Below are 23456 nucleotides of genomic sequence, written 5' to 3'. Positions count from 1 at the left end.
TCCATGGCCCTCATCAAAGAGATCGACTACGGCACGCCGATCCGCGTCGCCGAGCAGACCGTCACCCTGACGATCGACGGCATGGACGTGACGGTTCCAGCCGGAACCTCCGTGATGGCGGCGGCGATGCATGCCGGCACCCAGATCCCGAAGCTGTGTGCCACCGACAGCCTGGAGCCGTTCGGCTCCTGCCGGCTCTGCCTCGTCGAGATCGAGGGGCGTCGCGGCACGCCGGCCTCCTGCACCACGCCGGCGGAGAACGGCATGGTCGTGCGCACGCAGACCGACAAGCTGGCCAAGCTCCGCAAGGGCGTGATGGAGCTCTACATCTCCGATCACCCGCTGACCTGCCTCACCTGCGCCGCCAACGGCGATTGCGAATTGCAGGACATGGCGGGCGTCGTCGGCCTCCGCGACGTGCGCTACGGCTACGAGGGCGACAACCACGTCGTGCCGACAGCGGAAAAATACCTCCCGAAGGACGAGTCGAACCCGTACTTCACCTACGACCCGGCGAAGTGCATCGTCTGCAACCGCTGCGTCCGCGCCTGCGAGGAGGTGCAGGGCACCTTCGCGCTGACCATCGCCGGCCGCGGCTTCGACAGCCGCGTGGCGGCCGGCCCGACCAACTTCATGGAATCGGAGTGCGTCTCCTGCGGCGCCTGCGTGCAGGCCTGCCCGACCGCGACCCTCCAGGAGAAGTCGATCCATGAGTTCGGCCAGCCCGAGCACGCGGAGGTGACGACCTGCGCGTATTGCGGCGTCGGCTGCTCGTTCAAGGCCGAGATGCAGGGCACCCGCGTCGTCCGCATGGTGCCCTACAAGGGCGGCAAGGCCAATGAGGGCCATAGCTGCGTCAAGGGCCGCTTCGCCTACGGCTACGCCACTCACAAGGACCGCATCACCAAGCCGATGATCCGCGCCAAGATCACGGATCCCTGGCGCGAAGTGTCCTGGGAGGAGGCGATCGACCGCGCCGCCTCCGAGTTCAAGCGCATCCAGGCGACATACGGAAAGGACTCGGTCGGCGGCATCACCTCGTCGCGCTGCACGAACGAGGAGGCCTACCTCGTCCAGAAGCTGGTGCGCGCCGCCTTCGGCAACAACAACGTCGATACCTGCGCCCGGGTCTGCCACTCGCCGACCGGCTACGGCCTGATGTCGACGCTCGGCACCTCGGCCGGCACCCAGGACTTCAAGTCGGTCGAGAAGTCCGACGTGATCCTGGTGATCGGCGCCAACCCGACCGACGGCCACCCGGTCTTCGGCTCGCGGATGAAGAAGCGCCTGCGCCAGGGCGCCAAGCTGATCGTTGCCGATCCCAGAAAGATCGACCTCGTGAAGTCGCCCCACATCAAGGCCGACTTCCACCTGCCGCTGAAGCCCGGCTCCAATGTCGCCTTCATCAACTCGCTGGCGCACGTGATCGTCACCGAGGGGCTGATCGACGAGGCCTATGTCCGCGAGCGCTGCGATCTCGCCGAGTTCGAGACTTGGGCCCGGTTCATCGCCGAGGAACGTCACTCCCCCGAGGCGCAGCAGCAGTTCACCGGCCTCGACCCGGCCGAGGTCCGCGCCGCGGCCCGGCTCTACGCCACGGGCGGCGCGGCCGGCATCTATTACGGGCTGGGCGTCACCGAGCATAGCCAGGGCTCGACCATGGTGATGGGCATGGCCAACATCGCCATGGCCACCGGCAACATCGGCAAGCTCGGCGCCGGCGTGAACCCGCTGCGCGGCCAGAACAACGTCCAGGGCTCCTGCGACATGGGCTCGTTCCCGCACGAGCTCACCGGCTACCGCCACGTCTCGGACGACGCCACCCGCGAGAGCTTCGAGGCTCTCTGGGGCGCCAAGCTCGACGGCGCGCCGGGCCTGCGCATCACCAACATGCTCGACGAGGCCGTCGATGGCGCGTTCAAGGGCCTGTACATCCAGGGCGAGGACATCGCGCAGTCGGATCCGGACACGCACCATGTCACGTCCGGCCTGAAGGCGATGGAGTGCATCGTCATCCAGGACCTGTTCCTGAACGAGACCGCGAAATACGCCCACGTCTTCCTGCCGGGCGCCTCGTTCCTGGAGAAGGACGGCACCTTCACCAATGCCGAGCGCCGCATCTCCCGCGTGCGCAAGGTGATGCCCCCGATGGGCGGCTACGGCGACTGGGAGGGCACGGTGCTGCTCTCCAACGCGCTCGGCTACAAGATGGAATACAGCCACCCGTCCGAGATCATGGACGAGATCGCCGACCTGACCCCGAGCTTCACCGGCGTGTCCTACGCCAAGCTCGACGAGCTGGGCTCGGTGCAGTGGCCCTGCAACGAGAAGGCGCCGCTCGGCACCCCGATGATGCACGTGGACCGGTTCGTCCGCGGCAAGGGTCGGTTCATGATCACCGAGTTCGTGGCCACCGAGGAGCGCACGGGGGCGAAGTTCCCGCTGATCCTGACCACGGGCCGGATCCTGTCCCAATACAATGTCGGCGCGCAGACCCGGCGTACCGAGAACTCGCGCTGGCACGAGGAGGACGTGCTGGAGATCCACCCGTTCGACGCGGAGCTGCGCGGCATCGTCGAGGGCGATCTGGTCTCCCTGGAGAGCCGGTCCGGCGACATCGCCCTGAAGGCCAAGGTCTCGGAGCGGATGCAGCCGGGGGTGGTCTACACCACGTTCCACCACGCCAAGACCGGTGCCAACGTCATCACCACCGACTACTCCGACTGGGCCACCAACTGCCCGGAATACAAGGTGACCGCGGTGCAGGTCCGGCGGACCAACCGGCCGTCCGACTGGCAGGCGAAGTTCTACGAGGAGGACTTTTCGCTGACCCGGATCGCCCAGCGCCTCGACGCGGCGGAGTGAGGCGATGAGCGCGCAGACCCAGGAAGACAAGCTCCTCCGGATGGCGAACCAGATCGCCACGTTCTTCCGGTCCTACCCGGAGGACGAGGCGGTGGCCGGAGTGCACAAGCACATCACGGCGTTCTGGACGCCCAAGATGGTCTCGAAGCTCGAGGCCGCCCTGCCGGAGATGGGCGAGCGGGCCGACAGACTGGTTCAGCAGGCCCTGCGCGGTGCGGAGCCCCAGGCCGAGAGCCCCGTGCGCCCGGCGACCCGCGATCCGCAGAAGCTCGGTGAGGGCGCCAGCGACGCCGGCTGATCGGTAATCCGCGCTGTCGATGAGCGGATGAGATCGCGCGCTCGACCGCGCCGCGTACTGGTACCCGGCAGGCAGAGCGGTTAGGCTTTCCCCGTGGCATGACTCAAGCAACGAAGTCTTGCCCGGAGGAAGTCTCGATGCGTTCAGAACTGGCGGGCGCGGTCGCGCCCGGGAGCGATCACGGCTGGCTGTCCCGTGAGCGTATCGTCGCCAAACCGGGCTTCAACCGCTGGCTGGTCCCGCCCGCGGCCCTGGCGATCCATCTCTGCATCGGCATGTCCTACGGGCTGTCGGTGTTCTGGCTGCCGCTGACCCGGGCGCTGTCCGTCGGCCAGCCCGCCCCCGCCGCCTGCCCCGACATGGGCGTGATGACGGCCCTGTTCACCACCACCTGCGACTGGCGCGTCAGCGACCTCGTCATCGTCTTCTCGATCGGCATCGTCATGCTCGGTCTCTCGGCCGCCCTGTTCGGCGGCTGGCTGGAGCGGGCGGGCCCGCGCAAGGCCGGCATCGCGGCGGCGCTGTGCTGGGGCGGCGGCTTCCTGATCGGCGCGCTGGGCGTCTACCTCCACCAGCTCTGGCTGGTCTGGCTTGGCATGGGGCTGATCGGTGGCATCGGTCTGGGGCTCGGCTACATCTCTCCGGTCTCGACGCTGATCAAGTGGTTCCCCGACCGGCGCGGCATGGCCACCGGCATGGCGATCATGGGCTTCGGCGGCGGCGCGATGATCGGCTCGCCGCTCGCCGACGGCCTGATCAAGACCTTCCGGAGCGCCGAGTCCGCCGGTGTCTGGCAGACGCTGGCGGTCATGGGCCTCGGCTACTGCGTGTTCATGCTGGGCGGCGCCTTCGGCTACCGGGTCCCGCCGGCGGGCTGGCAGCCGGACGGGTGGACGCCGCCCGCCGCCAGGAACGCCATGATCGCCTCGGGTCACGTCCATCTCCGGGACGCGCACAAGACTGTCCAGTTCTGGATGATCTGGCTGGTGCTCTGCCTCAACGTATCGGCCGGGATCGGCGTGCTGGCGCTGGCTTCGCCGATGCTCCAGGAGATCTTCGGGGGCGCCCTGATCGGGCTGCCCGGCACCGGCTTCTCCGCCCTCGAGTCCGGCCAGAAGACCCAGATCGCCGCGATCGCGGCCGGTTTCGTCGGCCTGCTGTCGCTGTTCAACATCCTGGGCCGGTTCTTCTGGGCCTCGCTGTCGGACCGGATCGGCCGCAAGGTGACCTACGCCATCTTCTTCGCGCTGGGCGGCGTGCTCTACGCCGCCGCCCCCTGGGCCGCCGGGATCGGCTCGCAGGCGCTGTTCGTCGCCTTCTTCTGCGTGATCCTGTCCATGTATGGCGGCGGCTTCGCGACGATCCCCGCCTACCTCGCCGACGTGTTCGGGACGCAGTTCGTGGGCGCGATCCATGGGCGTCTGCTCACGGCCTGGTCGACCGCAGGCATCGTCGGGCCGTTCGTGGTCACCAAGATCCGGGAGGCCCAGGCCGCCGCCGGGGTTCAGGGCGCCGATCTCTACGGGCGGACCATGTACGTGCTGGCCGCGTTCCTCGCCGCTGGCTTCGTCTGCAACCTGCTGATCCGGCCGCTCGCGGGACGCTGGTTCATGTCCGATGCCGAGCGTGCCACCCTCGACGCCCGGGCCGGTGCCGCCGCCGTCCGGTCGTCGGGCTCGTTCGGCATCGGCCGCGGCGGGCTCAGTCCCGGGGCCGCGCTCGCCTGGGCGGTGGTCGGCATCCCGATCCTCTGGGGCATCGGCATCACCCTGTCGAAGGCGTTCATCCTGTTCCGCTGAGCGACCTGTTGTGGCTGGCCAAGCAGGTGATTACCTTCTGGCATGCCACTGCGTGCCGGCATGAGTGGTTCGGAAGGCCTCCGTGATCGACAAGCTCGACTTCCTGCTCGCGCTCGCCCGCGAGCAGCATTTCGGCCATGCGGCCGAGACCTGCGGGGTGACGCAGCAGACACTCTCAGCCGGCGTGAAGCAGCTGGAGAACCGCTTCGGCGTGCAGCTCGTGCTGCGCGGCTCGCGCTTCCAGGGTTTCACCCCGGAGGGCGAGCGAGTCCTCGAATGGGCCCGCCGCATCGTCGCCGACGCGCGGGCGATGCACGAGGAGGTCACGGGCCTGCGCCGGGGCCTGACCGGGCATCTGCGCATCGCCGCGATCCCCACGGCTCTGCCGATGATCGTGAGCCTCACCACCCCGTATGGCGAGCGCCACCCGGACGTGCGGCTCACGGTCGAATCCGCCGCCTCGGCCGACATCTTCTCGCTGATCGAGAACCTGGAGGCCGATGCCGGGCTGACCTACCTCGACAACGAGCCCCTGGGCCGGGTCGTGTCGGTGCCGCTCTACCGGGAGCGCTACCGGCTGGTGACGGCCGATGGCGGTCCGTTCGACGGCCGCAGCAGCGTCACCTGGGCCGAGACCGGCCGCCTGCCGCTCTGCCTGCTGACCCCGAACATGCAGAACCGGCGGATCATCGACCAGCAGATCCGAGAATCGGGCGCGGAGCCGGTCGCGACCCTCGAATCGAACTCGATGATCGTGCTGATGACCCATGTGCGCAGCCTGCGCTGGGCCTCGATCATGCCGGAGATCCTGGTCGATGCCCTCGGGCCGATGGCGGGGGTGCGGGCGATCCCGATCACCGCGCCGGACCTGGAGCACACGATCGGTCTGGTCGCCCCGCGCCGGGAGCCCTCGACCCCGATGGTCACCGCCCTCGTCGCCATCGCCCGGACCCTGGCGCGGACGCTCGATCCTCAGCTGTCCGGGGGGGCGCCGGGCGCGTGAGGCGTGCGCTTAGGCCGGCGCCGACAGGCTCCGCCAGAGGCCGCGAGCGGCGCGGTACGGCAGCAGCGGCAGCTTGAGGACGATGCGGGCCGCGAGAACCGCCAGGACGATCACCATCGTCAGCAGCATTTTCGACATCGTGTGCGCGCTCCAATGACCGGTCCGGCCAATGCGGGGGATGCGAATCCCGGCGCGGCGTCAGGCAGCGCCCGAATCGCGGCCACACTAAGGTGCGGCGCTGGGCTGGGGCCGACCGCCGGAGGACGGATCCTAACGCGCATAGAAAAAGCCGCCCCGTCCCCGGAGCGGCTCTTCGGATCGGCTGGGGCCTGAGGGCCGCCTGAAGCCTTACTTGATCTTGGTTTCCTTGAAGTCGACGTGCTTGCGCGCCACCGGATCGTACTTGCGCATCGTCAGCTTCTCGGTCTGCGTGCGGGAGTTCTTCTTGGTGACGTAGAAATAGCCGGTGTCGGCGGTGGAGATGAGCTTGATCTTGACGGTGACGGCCTTGGCCATGGCGCGGCGCTCCTGCAGGGTGCGGCATTCCGCGTGAGCGAAACGCAAATGGCCGGGAAAGCCCGGCCGAATACGGGCGGGTCAATGCCCGATCGGGTCGGTTAGGTCAAGACCGGGCGGCGGAGCGCTCCATCGTGGCGAGGGTCGCCGAGAAGGCCAGGAACAGGGCGAGCAGCGCCCACGCGAAGCCATGCGGCGGCACGAGATCGAGGCCGCCGCCGATCAGGGGCGGCCCCAGCATCAGGCCGACATTGTACAGAACCACGAAGGCCGCGTTGGCGCCCGCGAGGTCGGAGGCCGGTACCCGGTCGCCCAGGGTGGTCAGGCCAACCGTGTAGAGGGTGCCGGCGATGCCGCCCCAGGCGAACAGGACGAGGCCGAGCGCCACAGGCGATCCGGAGGCCAGCGGGATCAGGGCCGAGCCCGCCGCGCCGCCGAGGCTCGCGCCGAGCAGCACCGCGCGCCGGTCGAAGCGGTCGGCAAGCCAGCCGAACGGGATCTGGAACAGCACGTTGCCGAGCGCGATCAGGCTGACGAGGCCGGCCGCGCCCTGCGCGTCGTAGCCCAGGCGCAGCCCGTAGAGCGGCAGGATCGCGAAGATCCCGGTCTCGACCGCCCCGTAGGCGAGGGCGGCGAGCAGCGCCCCGGGGGCGAAGCGCAGGTAGGCGAGGATGCTGCGGCCGGAGCCGTGCGCGATGGTCGGCGACAGGCCCCGGGCGAGGACGATCGGCAGGCCGCCGGCCAGCATCAAAGCGGCGCCGGTCAGGTACGGCGCCAGCCCCTCGGTGCCGACCAGCGCCAGCAGGGCCGGGCCGACCGCGAAGCCGGCCGCCAGCACCGTGGCGTAGATGCCCATCACCAAGCCCCGGCGCTCCGGCGGGGCTGCCGCGTTGATCCAGTACTCGGACAGCACGAACAGCGCGCCCAGCGTCATCGAGAACACGAAGCGCAGGGGGAACCACAGGGCGATGCCCGGAACCATCGGGAAGGCCGCGAGGCTCGCCGCCCCTACGATCAGCGCCAGGCACAGGAGCCTCGCGACGCCGATCCGGGACGCGAGCCGCGGCACGAACGGCACCGTGCAGATGCTGGCTACGCCGGCGATCGCGGTGTTGAGCCCGATCAAGGTGCTCGACGCGCCGCGCCGCTCCAACTCGATCGACAGGAGCGGGATCGACAGGCTGAGGCCGATCCCGACCACCGTGACGCACGCGATGGCGGCGGTGATCGCCGCCACGGTGTCCGGCCCGATCCCGCTCCCCGCGACGATCCGGTCCGGCCTCTCGGACACATTCACAAAGCAACCCGTTCGCGGCGGCCGTAGCGCTCGTAGTGGAAGGGGATCATCCGGTAGGGCGCGAAATCGACGGCGATCTGCGCCTCGAGGTCGTCCAGGACGGCGCGGGTGATGAACGGCAGGTCGAGCTTGCGCGCGGCGTCGAGGCGGACCCAGGCAAGCTCGGTGAACTCGGCCTCCGGGCTCACCCGGCCCGGCTCCTCGGCCGCAACCAAGCGGCGGTCCACGGCGAAGAAGCGCGTGTCGAACCGGCGCACGCGCTTGGGCGGGGTGATTGCCCGGGCCACGAGGTGCAGAGCCTCAAGATCCGGAAGGATCCCGTGGCGGGCGAAGGCTTCCCAGCCCGCCGGGGCGGTCTCGGGGGCGCCGTGCTCGCGCGTGCCGAGCAGCAGGCCGGTCTCCTCGTAGGTCTCGCGGGTGGCGGCGAGCGCCAGCGCCCGGCCGAGATGGTGCGGCGGCCGGGAGACCTGGCGGGTCAGCGCGGCCTCGGCGTAATCGGGCAGGGCGCCGGCCACCGGCATGTGGCGGTCGCCGAGCTCGATCCGGCCGCCCGGGAACACGAACTGCCCCGGCATGAAGGCGAGTTTGGGGTTTCGCCGACCCATCAGGACCTTCGGGCCGCCCTTGCCGCGCCGGTCCAGCACGATCAGGGTCGCGGCGTCCCGCGGGCGCAGGCGCGCCGGCGACGGGGTCCGTTCAGGGCTGGCTGGGATCTCGGATTCCTGCTGCGGCTCCGGCTGCGGCAAGGCGCGTCTCCTTCAACCCCGAAACGGGGCGGCCCCGCGGTAACGTGGCGAAGCCGTGCATGCCAAGGGCGTATTGCAACCCGACGACGGCCCCCTTGACCGGCTGGAGCAACCCGAGGGCGAACAGCAACGTGAAGACCGGCCAGACCCCCATCTCGATCCAGAGGGGGACGTCGTAATGGGTCTCGGTCTCCAAGATCAGGTATCCGACCACGTGGGCCACGATGAAGATCACCACGTAGGGCGGCAGGTCGTCGGCGCGATGGTGGTGCAGTTCCAGGCCACAGGCTTCGCAATCCGGGCGCACCTTGAGGAAGCGCCCGAAGATCCGGCCCTGGCCGCAATGCGGGCAGCGGCCGACGAAGCCGCGCGCCATCGCGGGGATCAGGCGGGTGCGCACGGGAATCGCGTCGGTGGCCATGTCCAGGGTCTACACCGGCCGGGTCACCGGCGCGAGCCGCGATGGCGCGTCCCTGAGTTGCGGATGCCGGGCGGGCGCCCCGACGGCGCCGCCTTGAACGGGCGGCCGCCGGGCTTCCGGCCGCCGCAGTCCTTTCCGGACCCGGCGCGGGTCTTCCCCGCGCTGAGCAATTCGAAGCGGAGCGCGCCCGCCACCGGGGCGGCCTCGACCAAGCGGACCTCGACGCGGTCGCCGAGCCGGAAGGTCTCGCCGCTGCGCTCGCCCACCAGGGCGTGGCGGGCCTCCTCGTGGCGGAAATAATCGGCGCCGAGCTGCGAGATCGGCACGAACCCGTCCGCCCCGGTCTCGTCGAGCTTGATGAACAGGCCCGACCTGGTGACGCCCGCGATCTGGCCCGCGAAGGTCGCGCCGATCCGGTCGACCAGATGGTAGGCGATCAGCCGGTCGATGGTCTCGCGCTCCGCCGCCATGGCCCGGCGTTCGGCCGCCGAGATCTGCTCGCCGATCTGGGCGAGCTCGCCCAGCGACACCTCCGGCGGCAGCCCGTCGGAGCCGAGGCGGCAGGCGGTGATCAGCGCCCGGTGGACGATCAGATCGGCGTAGCGCCGGATCGGCGAGGTGAAATGCGCGTAGCGGCGCAGGTTCAGCCCGAAATGGCCGAGATTCTCGGCGGCGTAGACGGCCTGGGCCTGGGAGCGCAGCACCACCTCGTTGATGAAGGTCGCGTGCTCGCTGCCCGCCACCGAGCCGAGGATTCGGTTGAACAAGGCGGGGCGCAGCGCCCCTTCCTTGGGCAGCTTGATGCCGACCGAGGCCAGGACCTCGCCGAGCGCCTGCATCTTCTCCTGCGCCGGCTCGTCGTGCACCCGGTAGATCAGCGCCTGCTTGGCCGCCTCCAGGGTCTCGGCCGCAGCGACGTTGGCTTGGATCATGAACTCCTCGATCAGCCGGTGCGCGTCGAGGCGCTCCGGCACGATCACCCGGTCGACCGCGCCCTCGGGCGACAGCAGCACCTTGCGCTCGGGCAGGTCGAGGGCGAGCGGACCGCGGCGGTCCCGGGCCTCGCGCAGGGCCGCGTAGGCCGTCCAGAGTGGGCGGAGCGCCGTCTCCAGCAGCGGCCCCGTCGCGGCGTCCGGCTGGCCGTCGATCGCAGCCTGTGCCTGCGCGTAGGCGAGCTTGGCCCGGGAGCGCATCATCACCCGGTGGAACGTGTGGCGGCGCTTCACGCCGTCGGCGGCGATCACCATCCGGACCGCGATGGCCGGGCGGTCCTCGCCCTCGCGCAGGGAGCAGAGGTCGTTCGAGATCCGCTCCGGCAGCATCGGCACGACCCGGTCGGGGAAGTAGACCGAGTTGCCCCGCTCCAGCGCCTCGCGGTCGAGGCTCGATCCGGGGCGGACATAGGCCGCGACATCCGCGATGGCGACGGTGACGATGAAGCCGCCGGGATTGGCCGGGTCGGGATCGGGTTCCGCCATCACCGCGTCGTCGTAGTCCTTGGCGTCGGGTGGATCGATGGTCAGCAGCGGCCGCTCGCGCCAATCCTCGCGGCCCTTCAGCGTGGCGGGTGCTGCGGCATCGGCCTCGGCCAGGGTCGCGTCCGAAAAAACGTGCGGGATGTTGTGCAGGTGGAGCGCGATCAGGCTTACGGCCTTCTCGGAGCCGAGCGAGCCGAGTCGCTCCCGGACCCGGCCCCGCGGCAGGCCGAAGCGCGTCTCGCGCTCCAGCGACACGCTGACGAGGTCGCCGTCCCGGGCCTGGCCCTCCTCGCCGGGCGGGATCAGGATCTCGCGGCCCTGCGAGCGCTTCTCCACCGGCACGATCCTGCCGCCCTGGGCGCCGGCGCGATAGACGCCGATGATCTCGGCCTTGTTCTTACCGATGACCTTGATGACCCGGCCGGTATAGCCGCCCTCGGCGTCGCGCTCGACCCGGACGAGGGCGCGGTCGCCGATCCCGGCGGCCGACCGACTGCCCTTGCGCGGGCCGCGCGGCTGGACGAGCACGATGGACGGCGGCTTGCCGGTGCCGGTCCATTCCACCGGGATCGCCAGGAAGTCGCCGTGCCGGTCGCGCGAGCGGATATCGGTGAGCACCACCGGAGGCAGGCGGCCCGCGGCCGCGAGGCCGCCGCGCCCGCGATCGATGGCGCCATCCTCCTCGATCTCCTTGAGGATGCGTTTCAGGTCGATCTTGGCGGCACCCTTGATGCCGAACGCCTTGGCGATCTCCCGCTTGCCGACGGGTTCGGTCGCCTCGGCCACGAAGGCGAGGATCTGCTCGCGGGTGGGGAGGGGCGGGGGAGCGGCGGGCTCGACCGCCTCTGCGCTGATGCGTCGTGCCAAAAGGTGGTGCCGGACGGTTCTCGAAAAAGGTGTGCGCCCGCGATCGGGCGCCGGACCGCTGATTCGGTCTCGTCATTGCAAGATGGGGTCCCGGCAGGTCCGCGGCAACGGCGGCCGCCGCGCCCTCAACAGGCGCGTTCAGCCGGTCGAGGCGGACTTGCGGATCCGGTCGACGGCCAGATCCACATCGAAGCCGGGGGCCAGGATCTCGTCCAGGGTGAACGGGCAGGCGCGCGGCAGGGTCAGGTTCACTTGGCCTTCCTCGGCCGCCAGCTCCGGCGTCTCTGCCTGCTGGATCGCCAGCATCCAGGCGCCGTCCATGCGCAGGCTCTCGGCCTCCGGCGGGTCGGCCTTCAGCCCGGCGAGTTTTTCCCGCCCAGCCTCGCGGCAGGCGAGGCTCTTGCCGTCGTCGGAGAGGAGGGCGGCCTTGATCAGTTCGGCCAGGGCATCCCGGACCCGTTCGACGCTCGCGTTCATGGGCTTCCGCTCCGCAATCCCGCCCGCTGTGGCAAGCGGAGTGCCAGCCTGCGCCGGGGCGCCGTGACATAAACGCCGATCTTCCCTCCCGATCCGCCGGGTGTAGAACGCCTGCATGATCCCGGTCCTGACCCGCCACACCGAGGCCGTGCCGCTCTACGAGGCGGTGATCGCCGAGCTGCGCCTGCGCGGCTTCGCGGGCGACCTCACCGTCTCGGCCGCCGACCGCACGGTCTTTTCCACCGACAACTCGATCTATCAGGTCGAGCCGGGGGCCGTGGCCTTCCCGCGCTCGCGCGACGACCTCGTGCGGATCGCCAAGCTGCTGGACGATCCGCGCTTCACCGAGATCGTGATCCGCCCCCGGGGCGGCGCAACCGGCACCAACGGCCAGTCGCTCGGTCACGGCCTCGTGGTCGACACCTCGCGGCACATGAACCGCATCCTGGAGATCGACGTCGCGCGCCGCACCGTCCGGGTCGAGCCCGGGGTGGTGAAGGACCAGCTCAACCGGGCGCTGGCCGCACACGGCCTGTTCTTCGCCCCGGAGCTCTCGACCTCGAACCGCGCCACCATCGGGGGCATGATCTCCACGGACGCCTGCGGGCAGGGTTCGTGCCTCTACGGCAAGACGCGCGATCACGTCCTGGCCCTGACCTGCGTGCTCGCCGACGGCACGGTCTGGGACGCCGAGCCGCTGGACGAGGCCGGGCTCGCCGCCGCCAAGGCGCGCAACGACCGCGTCGGCGAAATCCACCGCACCGTCGACACCGTGGTCACCGAGAACGCAGCGCTCATCGCCGAGCGCTTCCCCAAGCTCAACCGCTGCCTCACCGGCTACGATCTTGCCCACCTGCGCGACGATGCGGGTCGCTTCGACCTCAAGAGCGTGATCTGCGGCTCCGAGGGGACCCTGGCGCTGATCGCCGAGGCGCGGCTCAACGTGCTGCCGATCCCGAAGGCCTCGGTGCTGATGGCGCTCTCCTACGTCGACTTCGATGCGGCCCTGCGCGATGCGCAGGCGCTGCTGCCGTTCGGCGCGGCCTCCGTGGAGACCATCGATTCCACCGTCCTCGGCCTCGCCCGCAAGGACCCGATCTGGGCCGAGGTGCAGGCCTTCTTCCCGGACGATCCCGGCGGGCGTCCGGTCCACGGCATCAACCTGGTGGAGTTCATCGGCGACGATGCCCAGGCCGTGGACGACGCCCTGGCGCGGCTCACCGCCATGCTGGAGGCCGAGCGCGGCACCGATACCAAGCGCCTCGGCTTCACCATCGCCCGCGGCGCCGCGATCGAAAAACTCTGGACCATGCGCAAGAAGGCGGTGGGCCTGCTCGGCGCCGCCAAGGGGGATGCACGTCCGATCCCCTTCGTCGAGGATACCGCGGTGCCGCCGGAGCGACTCGCCGACTTCATCGCCGAGTTCCGGGCGCTGCTCGACGCCAAGGGCTTGCGCTACGGCATGTTCGGCCATGTCGATGCCGGCGTGCTGCATGTCCGCCCGGCGATCGACCTGAAGGACCCGAACCAGAACGCCCTGATCCGCGAGGTCACCGAGGGCGTGGTCGCGCTCACCGCCAAGTATGGCGGGCTGCTCTGGGGCGAGCATGGCAAGGGGTTCCGCTCCGAATTCGTGCCGGCGACCTTCGGGCCGCTGATGCCGGCGCTGGAGGCGGTCAAGCGCGCCTTCGACCCGGGCGACCGGATGAACCCGGGCAAGATCGCCTCGGCGCGCGGTGGCGCGCTCACCCGGATCGACGGCGTGCCCCGCCGGGGCGAGCAGGACCGCACGATCCCGCCGCCGGTCCGGCAGGATTTCGATGAGGCCCTGCACTGCAACGGCAACGGCGCCTGCTTCAATTACGACGCCGACGACGCCATGTGCCCCTCCTGGAAGGCGACCCGGGAGCGGCGGCATTCGCCCAAGGGCCGTGCCTCGCTGATGCGCGAGTGGCTGCGCCTGGCCGCGCAGGCGGGGATCGACCCGGCCGCGGAGCTGAAGCGCCAGCGCGCCGGCTGGCTGCCCGATGTTCTTGCGACCCTGCGGAGCGGTTTCCGACGCGTCCCCGACGACGGCGACTTCTCGCTCGCCGTCAAAGAGGCGATGGACGGCTGCCTCGCCTGCAAGTCCTGCACGGGCTCCTGCCCGATCAAGGTCGACGTCCCGACCTTCCGGGCCAAGTTCCTCGCGCTCTACCACGCCCGCTACGCCAGGCCCCTGAAGGACCATCTGGTGGCGGCTCTGGAGCCGTTGCTGCCGCTGGCGGCCCGGATGCCGCGCCTGAGCAACGCGGCCCTGGCCAACCCGCTCGCCCGGATGCTGCTCGCCAAGGCCGGCCTGGTCGAGATCCCGGCCCTGTCGCTTGGCAGCCTGAAGGCGCGGCTCGCGCACCTCGGTGTCGCCACCGCGACGCCGGAGGCGCTGGCCCGGCTCACCCCGGCGGAGCGGGAGCGCGCGGTGCTCCTGGTGCAGGACGCCTTCACCAGCCATTTCGAGGCGACCCTGGTGGTGGATGCCTGCGCGCTCCTGATCGCGCTCGGCTTCCAGCCCTGGCTCGTGCCCTACCGGCCGAACGGCAAGCCGCTGCATGTCCACGGCTTCCTGGCCCGGTTCGCTGCGGTGGCGCGGTCCAACGCCGCGATGCTGCGGGCGCTCGCCCGCTCGGGCGTGCCGCTGGTCGGCCTCGACCCCTCGATGACGCTGACCTATCGATCCGAATACGCCCAGGCGCTCGGCGGCGACGACCTGCCCAAGGTCCAGATGCTGCAGGAATGGCTCGCCACCCAGCTCGACCGGATCGCGCCCCGTCAGGGCGGCGCGACCCTGCGGCTGCTGCCCCATTGCACCGAGCGGACCAACGCCCCCGGGGCGGTCCGGGACTGGCAGGCGGTGTTCGCCCATCTCGGGCTGCGGCTCGACGTGCTGGCCGCCGGCTGCTGCGGCATGGCCGGGACCTACGGCCATGAGGCGCGCCACCGCGCCACCTCCGCGGCGATCTACGGCTTGAGCTGGGCCCGCCACGTGGCCGATGCCCCCGGCGGCACCCTGCTGGCGGACGGCTATTCCTGCCGGTCCCAGGCGAAGCTGGTCGACGGCGTCCGGCTGCGCCACCCGGTCCAGGCCCTGCTCGACCATCTCCGCACCAGCGCGGTCGGCGCCGCGCCGTTCCATCCCGCGCGCGCCGCGGCTTCGGCGCGATGAAGGTCGCGGTTCTCGGGGCCGGGGCGGTCGGCTGCTATTACGGGTTCCTGCTCGCGCGGGCAGGCCACGCGGTCACCCTGATTGGCCGCCCCGCCCTGGTCGCGGCCGTCGAGGCCGACGGGCTGGTGCTGGAGAGCGCGGCCGGGCGCGACTCCGTCCCCGTCCAGGCGACCGTATCGGGCGAGGGCGTCGCCGGGGCCGATCTGGTGTTGGTCTGCGTCAAGTCGGGCGACACGGAAGCGGCCGGGGCGACGATCGCGGCGCATCTCGGCCCCTCGACCACGATCCTCAGCCTGCAGAACGGCGTCGACAATGCCGAGCGCCTCGCCGCCGTGCTGGGGCGCCCCGTGGTGCCGGTGGCGGTCTATGTCGCCACCGAGATGGTCGGGCCGGGCCAGGTCCGCCACAACGGAAGGGGCGACCTCGCGCTCGGCGCTTCCCACGCGAGCCAGACGATCGCCGCCGCGTTCGATGCAGCCGGGATCCCGACCACCGTGTCGGAGCGCGCCGTGGATGCGCTGTGGGGCAAGCTGATCCTCAACTGCGCCTACAACGCCCTCTCGGCCCTGACCCAGCTGCCCTACGGCCGCCTGGTCCAGGGCGAGGGCGTGATCGCGGCGATGACCGACGTGGTGCAGGAATGCGTCGCGGTGGCCCGCGCCTCGGGGGTGACGGTGCCCGACGACATCCTCGACACGGTGCTGGCCCTCAGCGCCGGCATGGCCGACCAGCGCTCCTCCACCGCCCAGGACCTCGCCCGGGGCCGGCCCAGCGAGATCGACCACCTCAACGGTTACGTCGTGCGGAAAGGCGCGGCGCTGGGCATCCCGACGTCAGCGAACCGAATTCTGTACACGTTGGTCAAGCTGGTTGAGCGGCGGGAGGAAGGCTGACGGATTCCGGATCGCGACGAATGATAGTCTTGATCATCTGCACGCCGCGTTCCGTATGCCCGAGTTGTTCCGGCGCATTGTTCCGGCAGCGCATCCATCCCGTCGCCGCATAGAAACCCTCGGCATTCGGCGCCGCGTTGACGAACAGGGTGCCGATGCCGAGCCCGCGCGCGTAATTCTCCACCATCGCGTTCAAGATGCGCCCGTGACCTTGCCCGCGCACGGCACCCGTAACCGCAACGAGCCTGACGAGGCCCGTGCCGTCGCGCAGGTCATCGAGTCGGGTCGTGCCGATGCCCTGCCCGTCGAAGGTCAGCAGTAGGCGATGGTTGTTGGACAGACGCTCCTCGGGACGCGCATCGTCGTAGCCCTGACGCCCGCGTTCCTCCCACAGGACTGCTCGGCGGATCGCATGATAGAGCTGCCGATCGGCTTCGCTAGCAACGCGAACGAGATAGTGTCTCATCGGTCGAGCTTAGTATCCCGCTGACCGATCGCCATCCGTGACGGAACACAGGGCCGACTGAAAAACGTCCGGGTTCGACCATCCGTTTACGCGCTCGCCGCAGCATTCGCCTTGCGCGTCGCCGCAGCCTTCTTCGCCGAGGCCGAGCGCTGTTCCGGCGTCCGGCTCGCGGAAGCCTTGCCCCCTGTCGCGCCGCCTTTGTGAGCCGCCGGATGGCCGGTGGCCTTGCCGCGCCCCGACCCGCCCGGCTTCTTGCCGCCGCCGTCGTCCTTGTTGACGGTGGCCCAGGCCCGCGCCTCGGCTTCCGGCTCCGGCACGCCGCGGGCCTCGTAGGACTCGGCGATGTGCTCGGCCTTGCGCTTCTGCTTGGCGGTGTATTTCGCCTTGTCGCCCTGCGCCATGGCGCCACTCCTCACGCTCAGCCTACGCCGGTCGGACCGTCGAGGATCGCCCGCACGCGGCGGACCAGGTCCGTGCGCCGGTACGGCTTGTTGAGCAGGTCAAACTCCGAACCGCCGATGTCGGTTCGCTCCAGGCTCGCCTCGGCGTAGCCCGTGGCGAGCAGGACCTTGAGCTTGGGCTGGCGGCGACGCGCCTCCCGGGCGAGCAGCACGCCGTTCATGCCGCCCGGCATGATCAGGTCGGTGAACAGCAGATCGATGCGCTCGCTGGAATCCAGGATCTCCAGCGCCTCGCGGGCATTGCCGGCCATCAGCGTCGTGTAGCCGAAATCCCGCAGGATAGTGCGGGCGAGCTCGGCCACGTCCTCGCGGTCGTCGACGATCAGGATCGTCTCGGTACCCTGCCGGTCCACCGCCCGGTGCGAGACCTTGGACGGGGCATGCGCGTCGCCGTCGGTGGCCGGGAAAGACAGGCGCACCGTCGTGCCCGCGCCGACCGTCGATTCGATCTGGGCGGCGCCGCCCGATTGCTTGGCGAAGCCGTAGACCATCGACAGGCCGAGCCCGGTGCCCTTGCCCTCCTCCTTGGTGGTGAAGAACGGGTCCATCACCCGGGCGAGCACCGCCGGGGGAATGCCGGTGCCGGTATCCCGGATGGCGATGCTGACGTAGCGGCCGGGACGCAGCGGCCCGATCTCGCCGCCCGCCGCGATCTCGGTGTTCGCAGTGGTGATTTGGACGGTGCCGCCCTCCGGCATCGCGTCGCGGGCGTTGATCAGCACGTTGAGGATCGCGACCTCGGCCTGGGTCGGGTCGACCCGGCAGTTCCAGAGGTCCCGGGCGAGATCCAGCTCGATCGTCACCACCTCGCCGACCGAGCGGGCGGCCATCTCGCGCATCCCCTCGACCAGCATGTTGAGGTTGACCGCACGCCCATCCAGGCGCTGCTTGCGGGCGAAGGCCAGGAGCTGCTGCGTCAGCGTCGTCGCACGCTCGGCCGCCTGGCGGATGTTGTCGGTGGCGCGCCCGAGCCGGGCGCGGTCGGCATCCGGCTTCTCCAGCCCGGAGGCCAGGATGTCGACGTAGCCGACGATCACCTGAAGCAGGTTGTTGAAATCATGCGCGATGCCGCCGGTGAGCTGGCCCAAAGCCTCCATCTTCTGGGCTTGGCCCAACGCCTCCTCGACGTCGCGCCGGCGCGAGACGTCGAGTTGCGAGCCGAAGAAGTACACCAGTTCGCCCGCCGAATTGTACACCGGCGAGACGAACAGGGCGTTCCAGAAGGTCGAGCCGTTCTTGCGGTAATTCAGGATCTCGGTGGCGAATTCGCGCCTCTCCGCGATCGCCGAGCGGACCTGATCGACCGTCTCGCGATCGGTCTCCGGGCCCTGCAGGAACCGGCAATTGCGACCGATGAGCTCCTCCGGCGTGTAGCCGGTCATCGCCAGGAAGGCCCGGTTGGCGAAGATGATCGGATTGTCCGGCTGGCGCGGATCGGTGACGATCATCGGCATCCGGGTGGTTTCCACCGCGGCGAAGAAGATATCGCTCTTGCGGTCGGCGACATCACTGGCCGCACCGTCTCTGACCACCGCGGCCGGTCCGATGGGGGGTTTTTCGGGAGAGTCGGACATGCCGCGCGGTCTTAGTTCTTTCGGACTTGAATGGCGCGGATACCGGCCCGAGACCGATATCCCGTTGCGACTTTAAGGGGGCAATCGAGGTTGTCGATGGCACCAATGTCGCGCTTGGCGCGCACCGTGGGGACGTGTGCCGGCTACGCCGCCGCTCGGGCCGCCATAGGCAGGGCCTTGGCGGGCGCTGGGGCGATCCGCGGGGGCGCCGGGTCCCGGCAGGCGGTCAGCACCGCCGAGAGCGCTTCGTTCAGCGACGTCACCAGAAAATCCGCCGATGTCGCCCGGCGCAGGCGGTCCAGGGTGGCCGGGTCGCGCTCGCGCCAGAAGCCCACGAGGATACGCACGCCCGGCACCGCCGCGCGGGCCTGCCGGACGGTGAAGCGGATCTGCGACAGGCTGACCGGCTCGAGGTAGGAGAAGCAGATCAGCGCCAGGCTCTCTGGGTTTTCGGGCCTCTCGCCGGCCCGGATCGCGGCCATCGACAGGGTCTGCGAGGCCAGCCCGTGGCGGCCCAGGATCTGGCTCAGCATCAGCGTCGCCGCCTCGTCGAACGGGCCGCGGCTCGACACGCACAGGACTGGCGTCTCGCTCCGCCAAGCCGGGGCGAGCTGCTCGCGGGCCAGCACAATGCCGGCGACCTGCCGGTCCGGCCCGATGGCGGCCAGCGCCGCCGCGGTCTCGGTATCGGGCGAGGAGCGCGTCGATCCCCGCCAGGTCCGCCGCGCCACCGGCGCGGTGCCGAGCCTCGCCACCACGGTCCGGATCGCCGCGCCGACCTCGTCCTGGCGTGCCCGGTCCAGGGTGCCGCGCGAGAGATCCTCCTGGGCGAGCAGCAGGCCGGCGAGCGCGACCTCGTCGTAATAGGTGACGAGCGCCCGCGCCTTCAGGAACTGCCAGCCCTGGTCGATCGCCTCGGCCGGATCGCCCGCCAGCATGCGCTGGTAGAAGATCTCGGGCGGCGCCAAAGCGGGCCGGTCGCCGAGCAGCACGTCGAGATACCAGAGCCTCTCCACGTGCCGGCCGAGCACGACCAGGCAGACGGTGAGCGGGGTGGCGAGCACGAGGCCGATCGGCCCCCACAGGAACGTCCAGATCGTGGCGGCCAGGATCACGGCGATCGGCGACAAGCCGGTGGAGTGGCCGTAGAGCAGCGGCTCGATGACGTGGCCGCAGATCGGCTCCACCACTAGGAACAGGGCTGCTGTGGCGATCACCATGGTCCAGCCGGGATCGACCGCGGCGGCGAGGATCAGCGGCAGCAGCGCGCTGATCGCGGCGCCGATATAGGGCACGAAGCGCAGGATCGCCGCGAGCACGCCGAACAGCGTCGGGCTCGGCACGCCGATCAGCCACAGGCCCACACCGATCACCACCCCGAACGCAATGTTGAGGGCGAGCTGGGCCAGGAAGAATCGGCTGAGCCGGCTGGTCGCGTCGTCGATCGCTGCCGTGACCCGGCGCAGGTCCCCCGAGCCGCCCGCCAGCCGGATCGCCCGGTTCCGCAAATCCTCGCGCTGGAGCAGGATGAAGATCGTGAAGATCAGGATCAGGCCGGTGGTGGCCAGCGGGTGCAGGATCGGCCCCGCGAAGGTCTGAAACGTCTCGAGGACGCTCGCGCGGGCGGGGCTGATCTCAACCGTGAGCGGATGCGTGCGGGTTCCCGGCTCGCCCTTGACCTCGATGGCCGCGGGCGGCTGCAGCGTCGCACTGAGATCCTGGACCATGTCGACCATCCGCGACAGGGTCCCGGCCCCGGCGGTGGCGCCACGCAGGTCCTTGATCTTGGTACTCATCACCTGCGTGTAGCGCGGCAGGTCGGCGGCGAGCTGCGACGCCTCGCTGGCGATCAGGCTGCCGATCCCGAACAGGCCGCCGAAGACGATCACCACCACCAGCAGGACCGCGGCCGCCCGCGGCACGCGGATCCGCCGGAGGATCCGGACCGCCGGCACCAGGACGAAGCTCAGGAGGATCGCCAGCGTCACCGGCACCAGGATCTCGCGACCGAGATACAGGGCCGCCATGATCGACACGACCAGCAGGGTCGAGGCCAGGGCGACGATGACCGGCAGGCCCTGCTTGAGGCGCTGGGCGGTGACGGGATCCTCGCTCACGGATACGCTCCACTGACGTGTCGAACTTGGGATGCTGCCGCACCGCGAAGGCGGAGCGATTCGGAGCTGGGCGGCTTCAGCCTGCCTGCGCGGTCTCGCCCAGGGCGGCGCTGATCTGGCTGAGTAGCTTGGAGAAATCGACCGGCTTGGGATGGTAGTCGTCGCAGCCCGCCTGGATCGCCTTGTCCCGGTCTCCGGACATGGCGTGGGCAGTGAGCGCGATGATCGGGATCGCCCGCGTGTCGGATCCGGATTTCAGCGCCCGCGCCGCCGACCAGCCGTCGAGCACCGGCAGGTTCATGTCGAGCAGGATCACGTCGGGCTGGCCCGACCGGGCCTGCTGGACGCCGGCCTCGCCGTCATGGGCCAGGATCACCTCGTAGCCGCGGCGCTTGAGGCGGCGGGACAGGAAGTCCCAGATCTCTTCATGGTCCTCGACCAGCAGTATCTTCGCCATCAGAACTCGAATCCCCGGGTCGCGTCGCGCCGGACGGCAGTCCAACGCGCGGCAACGCACAAACGCCCAACGTCCCTGCCGCGATTCCGGTCCCTGCGGAAGAGGCTACCCTGTGCGGAAGCCTCTTCCGGTCGGAATGGGACATCGCCCCTTGGCGCGTGCGCTGCAGGATTGACCCGGCCCCTCGGCGGACCGAACCGTACCGCCGTGCGAATCACAGGCCTTGGAAGGGTGCGGCATGGCTACGCCGGAGATCGAATTCTACCATGCTCCCAATACCCGCTCGACCGGGGTGCGCGTGCTCCTGGAGGAACTCCGCGCTCCGCATCGCCTGCACGCGCTCAACATGCGGGCCGGCGAGCACCTCGGGAGCGCCTACCGCGCCGTCAACCCGATGGCGAAGGTGCCGGCGATCCGCCACGGCGAGGCGCTGGTGACCGAGCAGGCTGCTGTCTACCTCTATCTCGCCGATCTGTTCCCCGAGGCCGGCCTCGCCCCGGCCATCACCGATCCCGCCCGGGGGACGTATCTGCGCTGGATGGTGTTCTACGGTTCCTGCTTCGAGCCCGCCGTGATCGACCGCCATCTCAAGCGCGAGCCCGGGCCGCGGGCCATGTCGGCCTATGCCGATTACGGCAGCGTCATCGCGCGCATCACCGAGGCGCTGGATCCGGGCCCGTACCTGCTCGGCGATCGCTTCAGCGCCGCCGACATCCTCTGGGGCAGCGCACTCGGCTGGACGATGGGCTTCGGCTTGGTGGCGCCAGATCCGGTCCTGTCGGCCTACGTCGCCCGGGTCCACGGTCGCCCAGCCTTCCAGACCGTAGCCGCAGCCGATGGGCAGCTTGCGCAGGAGCATGAGGCTGCCGCTGCAGGCGCGGCCTGAACCACGTTCAGGCTCCTTCGAGCTCGGCCCAGATGCCGGTGCGCAAAAGCTGCGGCGCCGGCTCGGGCTCGCTCCAGCGCAGGGGCATGGCCGCCCGGCGGCGCCAGCCGCCCGTCACCGTGAAGGACCAGGACCGCTGCGCGCCCAGGAGGCCCGCGGCGCCGGTCCAGTCGATCGCGGTGCGGCCCTGGAGGGCCAGGAGGTCGCCGGAGGCGAAGTCGAGGAACAGCAAAGCCGCGCGCGGCTCGCCGATCAGGTTGCCGAGGGTGTTAAAGTAGCGGTTGCCGGAAAAATCCGGCACCGTCAGCACGTCGCCCCGGCGCCGGACGAAGCCCGGCCGGCCGCCCCGGTGCGAGATATCGGCGCCGCCCTCCCGGAGGCCGTCCCGCGACCGCGTCGCCACGAACAGCGTGTCGGCGGCGTCGGTCAGCGCGCCGGCCTCCGCGTCCAGGGATGACAGGATCTCGGTCGGACCCGACCGGCGCGGCACCGGCTCGACCGCGCGCCGCTGGATGTATTGCGGGCAGTTGCCGAAGCTCTGGTCGACCGTCACCGTCAGGCCGTCCCGATCGCGAAGCACGATACGGCCGTTGGCGCGGTTGCGCCGCCGCGTTGCCAGATCGATGCCCAAAATCCCGGTCTCGGCACCCGGCACCAGGAACTCGGCCGCCGGGTCGCCGGAATCGAGCGCCGCGGCGATGGCGAGATGCGTCGCATCCGGGCTCTGCACGAAGCCGGGCGGCCCGGTCAGCAGGGTCGCGACTGGCGCACCGGCCGCGTCCGCGGTTCCGAGCAGGAGATAGGGCAGGCCGGCGAAGAAGCTGCGGTGCTGATCGGGCATGAACGGCCGGATCGCCGGGGTCTCGCCGAGCACGTGGCCCGCGTGGGCCTGGGCCGTCAGTTCGTCTGCGTGAAAGTCGGCCATGGCACGCCTCACGCCTGTTCGGGGATGGGAGAGGCCGCCATCGGGAGGAAGCCCGGCAGGGCCTCGACCCGGGCGATCCAGGCCCGCACGGCCGGGTAGGGGGCGAGCGAGACGCCGCCCTCGGGGGCGTGGGCGACGTAGGAATAGCAGGCGATGTCGGCGAGCGTCGGCCGCTCTGTCGCGAGATACCGGCGCTCGGCCAGATGCCCGTCCATGAAGGTCAGGATCCGCGCCGCGATGGCGTGCACCGCCGTCCGGTCGGCGCTCGCGCCGAACACCACCATCAGCCGGGCGAGCGCCGGCCCATAGCGGATCTCCCCGGCGGCGATCGACAGCCAGCGCTGGAGCGCTGCGGCGGCCACCGGATCGACCGGCATCCAGCCGCCATCCGGTGCGTAGCGCGCGGCCAAGTAGACCAGGATCGCGTTGCTGTCGGGGATCACCGCCGCGCCGTCGGTCAGGACGGGAATCTGGCCGAGCGGATTGAGACGCCGGAAATCGGCGGCGGCGCGCTGCTCGGCGCTACCCACTTCGACGAAGCGATAGGGCAGCCCCAGCAACGACAGGAACAGTTCCGCGCGGTGCGAATGGCCCGAGAGGCGCAGGCCGTAAAGGGTCAGGTCGGGGTCGGACATGGTCGGGGTCTCCAGCGAGGCCCAGACTATGGCTCTTGCAAGGGATGGCAATAATCCTGAAGCTATGACCCTC

At 70.3% G+C, this 23456-nt stretch carries 20 protein-coding genes; 7 read left to right on the top strand and 13 right to left on the bottom strand.

The features are described 5' to 3' along the window. The first annotated feature begins 3 nt into the window (after positions 1-3). From fdhF to MKL11_RS29075, 4 genes are all read left to right on the top strand, one after another. The gene (gene fdhF / locus MKL11_RS29090; RefSeq protein ID WP_243950112.1) at positions 4-2865 is read left to right on the top strand and encodes a formate dehydrogenase subunit alpha; all 2862 of its coding nucleotides are present in this window, start codon (positions 4-6) and stop codon (positions 2863-2865) included. 4 nt (positions 2866-2869) lie between these two features. After that, positions 2870-3163, top strand: a complete 294-nt coding sequence (locus MKL11_RS29085; RefSeq protein ID WP_243950110.1) for a formate dehydrogenase subunit delta — start codon at positions 2870-2872, stop codon at positions 3161-3163. A gap of 137 nt (positions 3164-3300) precedes the next feature. After that, complete coding sequence (locus MKL11_RS29080) at positions 3301-4962, top strand: OFA family MFS transporter (protein ID WP_243950108.1); 1662 nt, start codon at positions 3301-3303, stop codon at positions 4960-4962. Between the two features lie 82 nt (positions 4963-5044). Continuing rightward, positions 5045-5965 (top strand): LysR family transcriptional regulator, encoded by a 921-nt coding sequence (locus tag MKL11_RS29075; protein ID WP_243950107.1) that lies wholly within the window; start codon positions 5045-5047, stop codon positions 5963-5965. A gap of 348 nt (positions 5966-6313) precedes the next feature. Here MKL11_RS29075 and rpmG read toward each other — a convergent pair whose 3' ends face one another. From rpmG to MKL11_RS29045, 6 genes are all read right to left on the bottom strand, one after another. Continuing rightward, positions 6314-6481 (bottom strand): 50S ribosomal protein L33, encoded by a 168-nt coding sequence (gene rpmG / locus MKL11_RS29070; RefSeq protein WP_058192064.1) that lies wholly within the window; start codon positions 6479-6481, stop codon positions 6314-6316. Positions 6482-6587: 106 nt separating this feature from the next. Next, on the bottom strand, positions 6588-7778 hold the full coding sequence (locus tag MKL11_RS29065) for an MFS transporter (protein WP_243950105.1): 1191 nt from the start codon (positions 7776-7778) through the stop codon (positions 6588-6590). After that, positions 7775-8524 carry an NUDIX hydrolase gene (locus MKL11_RS29060; protein ID WP_243950103.1) on the bottom strand — a complete coding sequence of 250 codons (750 nt, stop codon included), beginning with the start codon at positions 8522-8524 and terminating at the stop codon, positions 7775-7777. Before MKL11_RS29060 ends, MKL11_RS29065 begins: the two co-directional genes overlap by 4 nt. Then, entirely contained in the window at positions 8475-8945 is a 471-nt protein-coding gene (locus MKL11_RS29055; protein WP_243950101.1) for a DUF983 domain-containing protein, read from the bottom strand. The genes MKL11_RS29060 and MKL11_RS29055 overlap by 50 nt, the downstream gene beginning before the upstream one ends. 23 nt (positions 8946-8968) lie before the next feature. Further along, positions 8969-11290, bottom strand: a complete 2322-nt coding sequence (gene rnr / locus MKL11_RS29050; RefSeq protein WP_243950099.1) for a ribonuclease R — start codon at positions 11288-11290, stop codon at positions 8969-8971. A gap of 138 nt (positions 11291-11428) precedes the next feature. Beyond that, positions 11429-11767 carry a hypothetical protein gene (locus MKL11_RS29045; protein WP_243950097.1) on the bottom strand — a complete coding sequence of 113 codons (339 nt, stop codon included), beginning with the start codon at positions 11765-11767 and terminating at the stop codon, positions 11429-11431. 115 nt (positions 11768-11882) lie between these two features. On the opposite strand from MKL11_RS29045, the gene MKL11_RS29040 reads away from it, so the two are divergent. Then, positions 11883-14969, top strand: coding sequence for an FAD-binding and (Fe-S)-binding domain-containing protein (locus MKL11_RS29040; protein WP_243950095.1), 3087 nt, complete (start codon positions 11883-11885; stop codon positions 14967-14969). Further along, the gene (locus MKL11_RS29035; protein WP_243950093.1) at positions 14966-15862 is read left to right on the top strand and encodes a ketopantoate reductase family protein; all 897 of its coding nucleotides are present in this window, start codon (positions 14966-14968) and stop codon (positions 15860-15862) included. The genes MKL11_RS29040 and MKL11_RS29035 overlap by 4 nt, the downstream gene beginning before the upstream one ends. Here MKL11_RS29035 and MKL11_RS29030 read toward each other — a convergent pair. From MKL11_RS29030 to MKL11_RS29010, 5 genes are all read right to left on the bottom strand, one after another. After that, positions 15831-16328: a GNAT family N-acetyltransferase gene (locus MKL11_RS29030; RefSeq protein ID WP_243950091.1), complete on the bottom strand. Its 498-nt coding sequence runs from the start codon at positions 16326-16328 to the stop codon at positions 15831-15833. The two genes, MKL11_RS29035 and MKL11_RS29030, sit on opposite strands and share 32 nt — an antisense overlap. Positions 16329-16414: 86 nt before the next feature. Further along, on the bottom strand, positions 16415-16729 hold the full coding sequence (locus tag MKL11_RS29025; RefSeq protein ID WP_243950089.1) for a plasmid stabilization protein: 315 nt from the start codon (positions 16727-16729) through the stop codon (positions 16415-16417). Positions 16730-16746: 17 nt separating this feature from the next. Continuing rightward, the gene (locus tag MKL11_RS29020; RefSeq protein ID WP_243950087.1) at positions 16747-18363 is read right to left on the bottom strand and encodes a hybrid sensor histidine kinase/response regulator; all 1617 of its coding nucleotides are present in this window, start codon (positions 18361-18363) and stop codon (positions 16747-16749) included. Positions 18364-18506: 143 nt separating this feature from the next. Then, positions 18507-20480 (bottom strand): AI-2E family transporter, encoded by a 1974-nt coding sequence (locus MKL11_RS29015; protein WP_243950084.1) that lies wholly within the window; start codon positions 20478-20480, stop codon positions 18507-18509. A gap of 76 nt (positions 20481-20556) precedes the next feature. After that, a complete protein-coding gene (locus tag MKL11_RS29010) occupies positions 20557-20937 on the bottom strand; it encodes a response regulator (RefSeq protein ID WP_058192055.1) in 381 nt (126 codons plus the stop codon). Between the two features lie 238 nt (positions 20938-21175). Here MKL11_RS29010 and MKL11_RS29005 point away from each other — a divergent pair, with 238 nt between their 5' ends. After that, complete coding sequence (locus MKL11_RS29005) at positions 21176-21823, top strand: glutathione S-transferase family protein (RefSeq protein WP_243950082.1); 648 nt, start codon at positions 21176-21178, stop codon at positions 21821-21823. Positions 21824-21830: 7 nt separating this feature from the next. Here MKL11_RS29005 and MKL11_RS29000 read toward each other — a convergent pair whose 3' ends face one another. Beyond that, complete coding sequence (locus MKL11_RS29000) at positions 21831-22748, bottom strand: pyridoxamine 5'-phosphate oxidase family protein (protein ID WP_243950080.1); 918 nt, start codon at positions 22746-22748, stop codon at positions 21831-21833. Positions 22749-22756: 8 nt separating this feature from the next. Then, on the bottom strand, positions 22757-23383 hold the full coding sequence (locus MKL11_RS28995; protein WP_243950078.1) for a glutathione S-transferase family protein: 627 nt from the start codon (positions 23381-23383) through the stop codon (positions 22757-22759). Positions 23384-23456 lie beyond the last annotated feature (73 nt).

Source organism: Methylobacterium sp. J-077 (assembly GCF_022829365.1).
GTDB lineage: Bacteria > Pseudomonadota > Alphaproteobacteria > Rhizobiales > Beijerinckiaceae > Methylobacterium.
The sequence above is the reverse complement of the archived record's forward strand: the minus strand, read 5'-3'. Positions and strand labels throughout refer to the sequence as shown.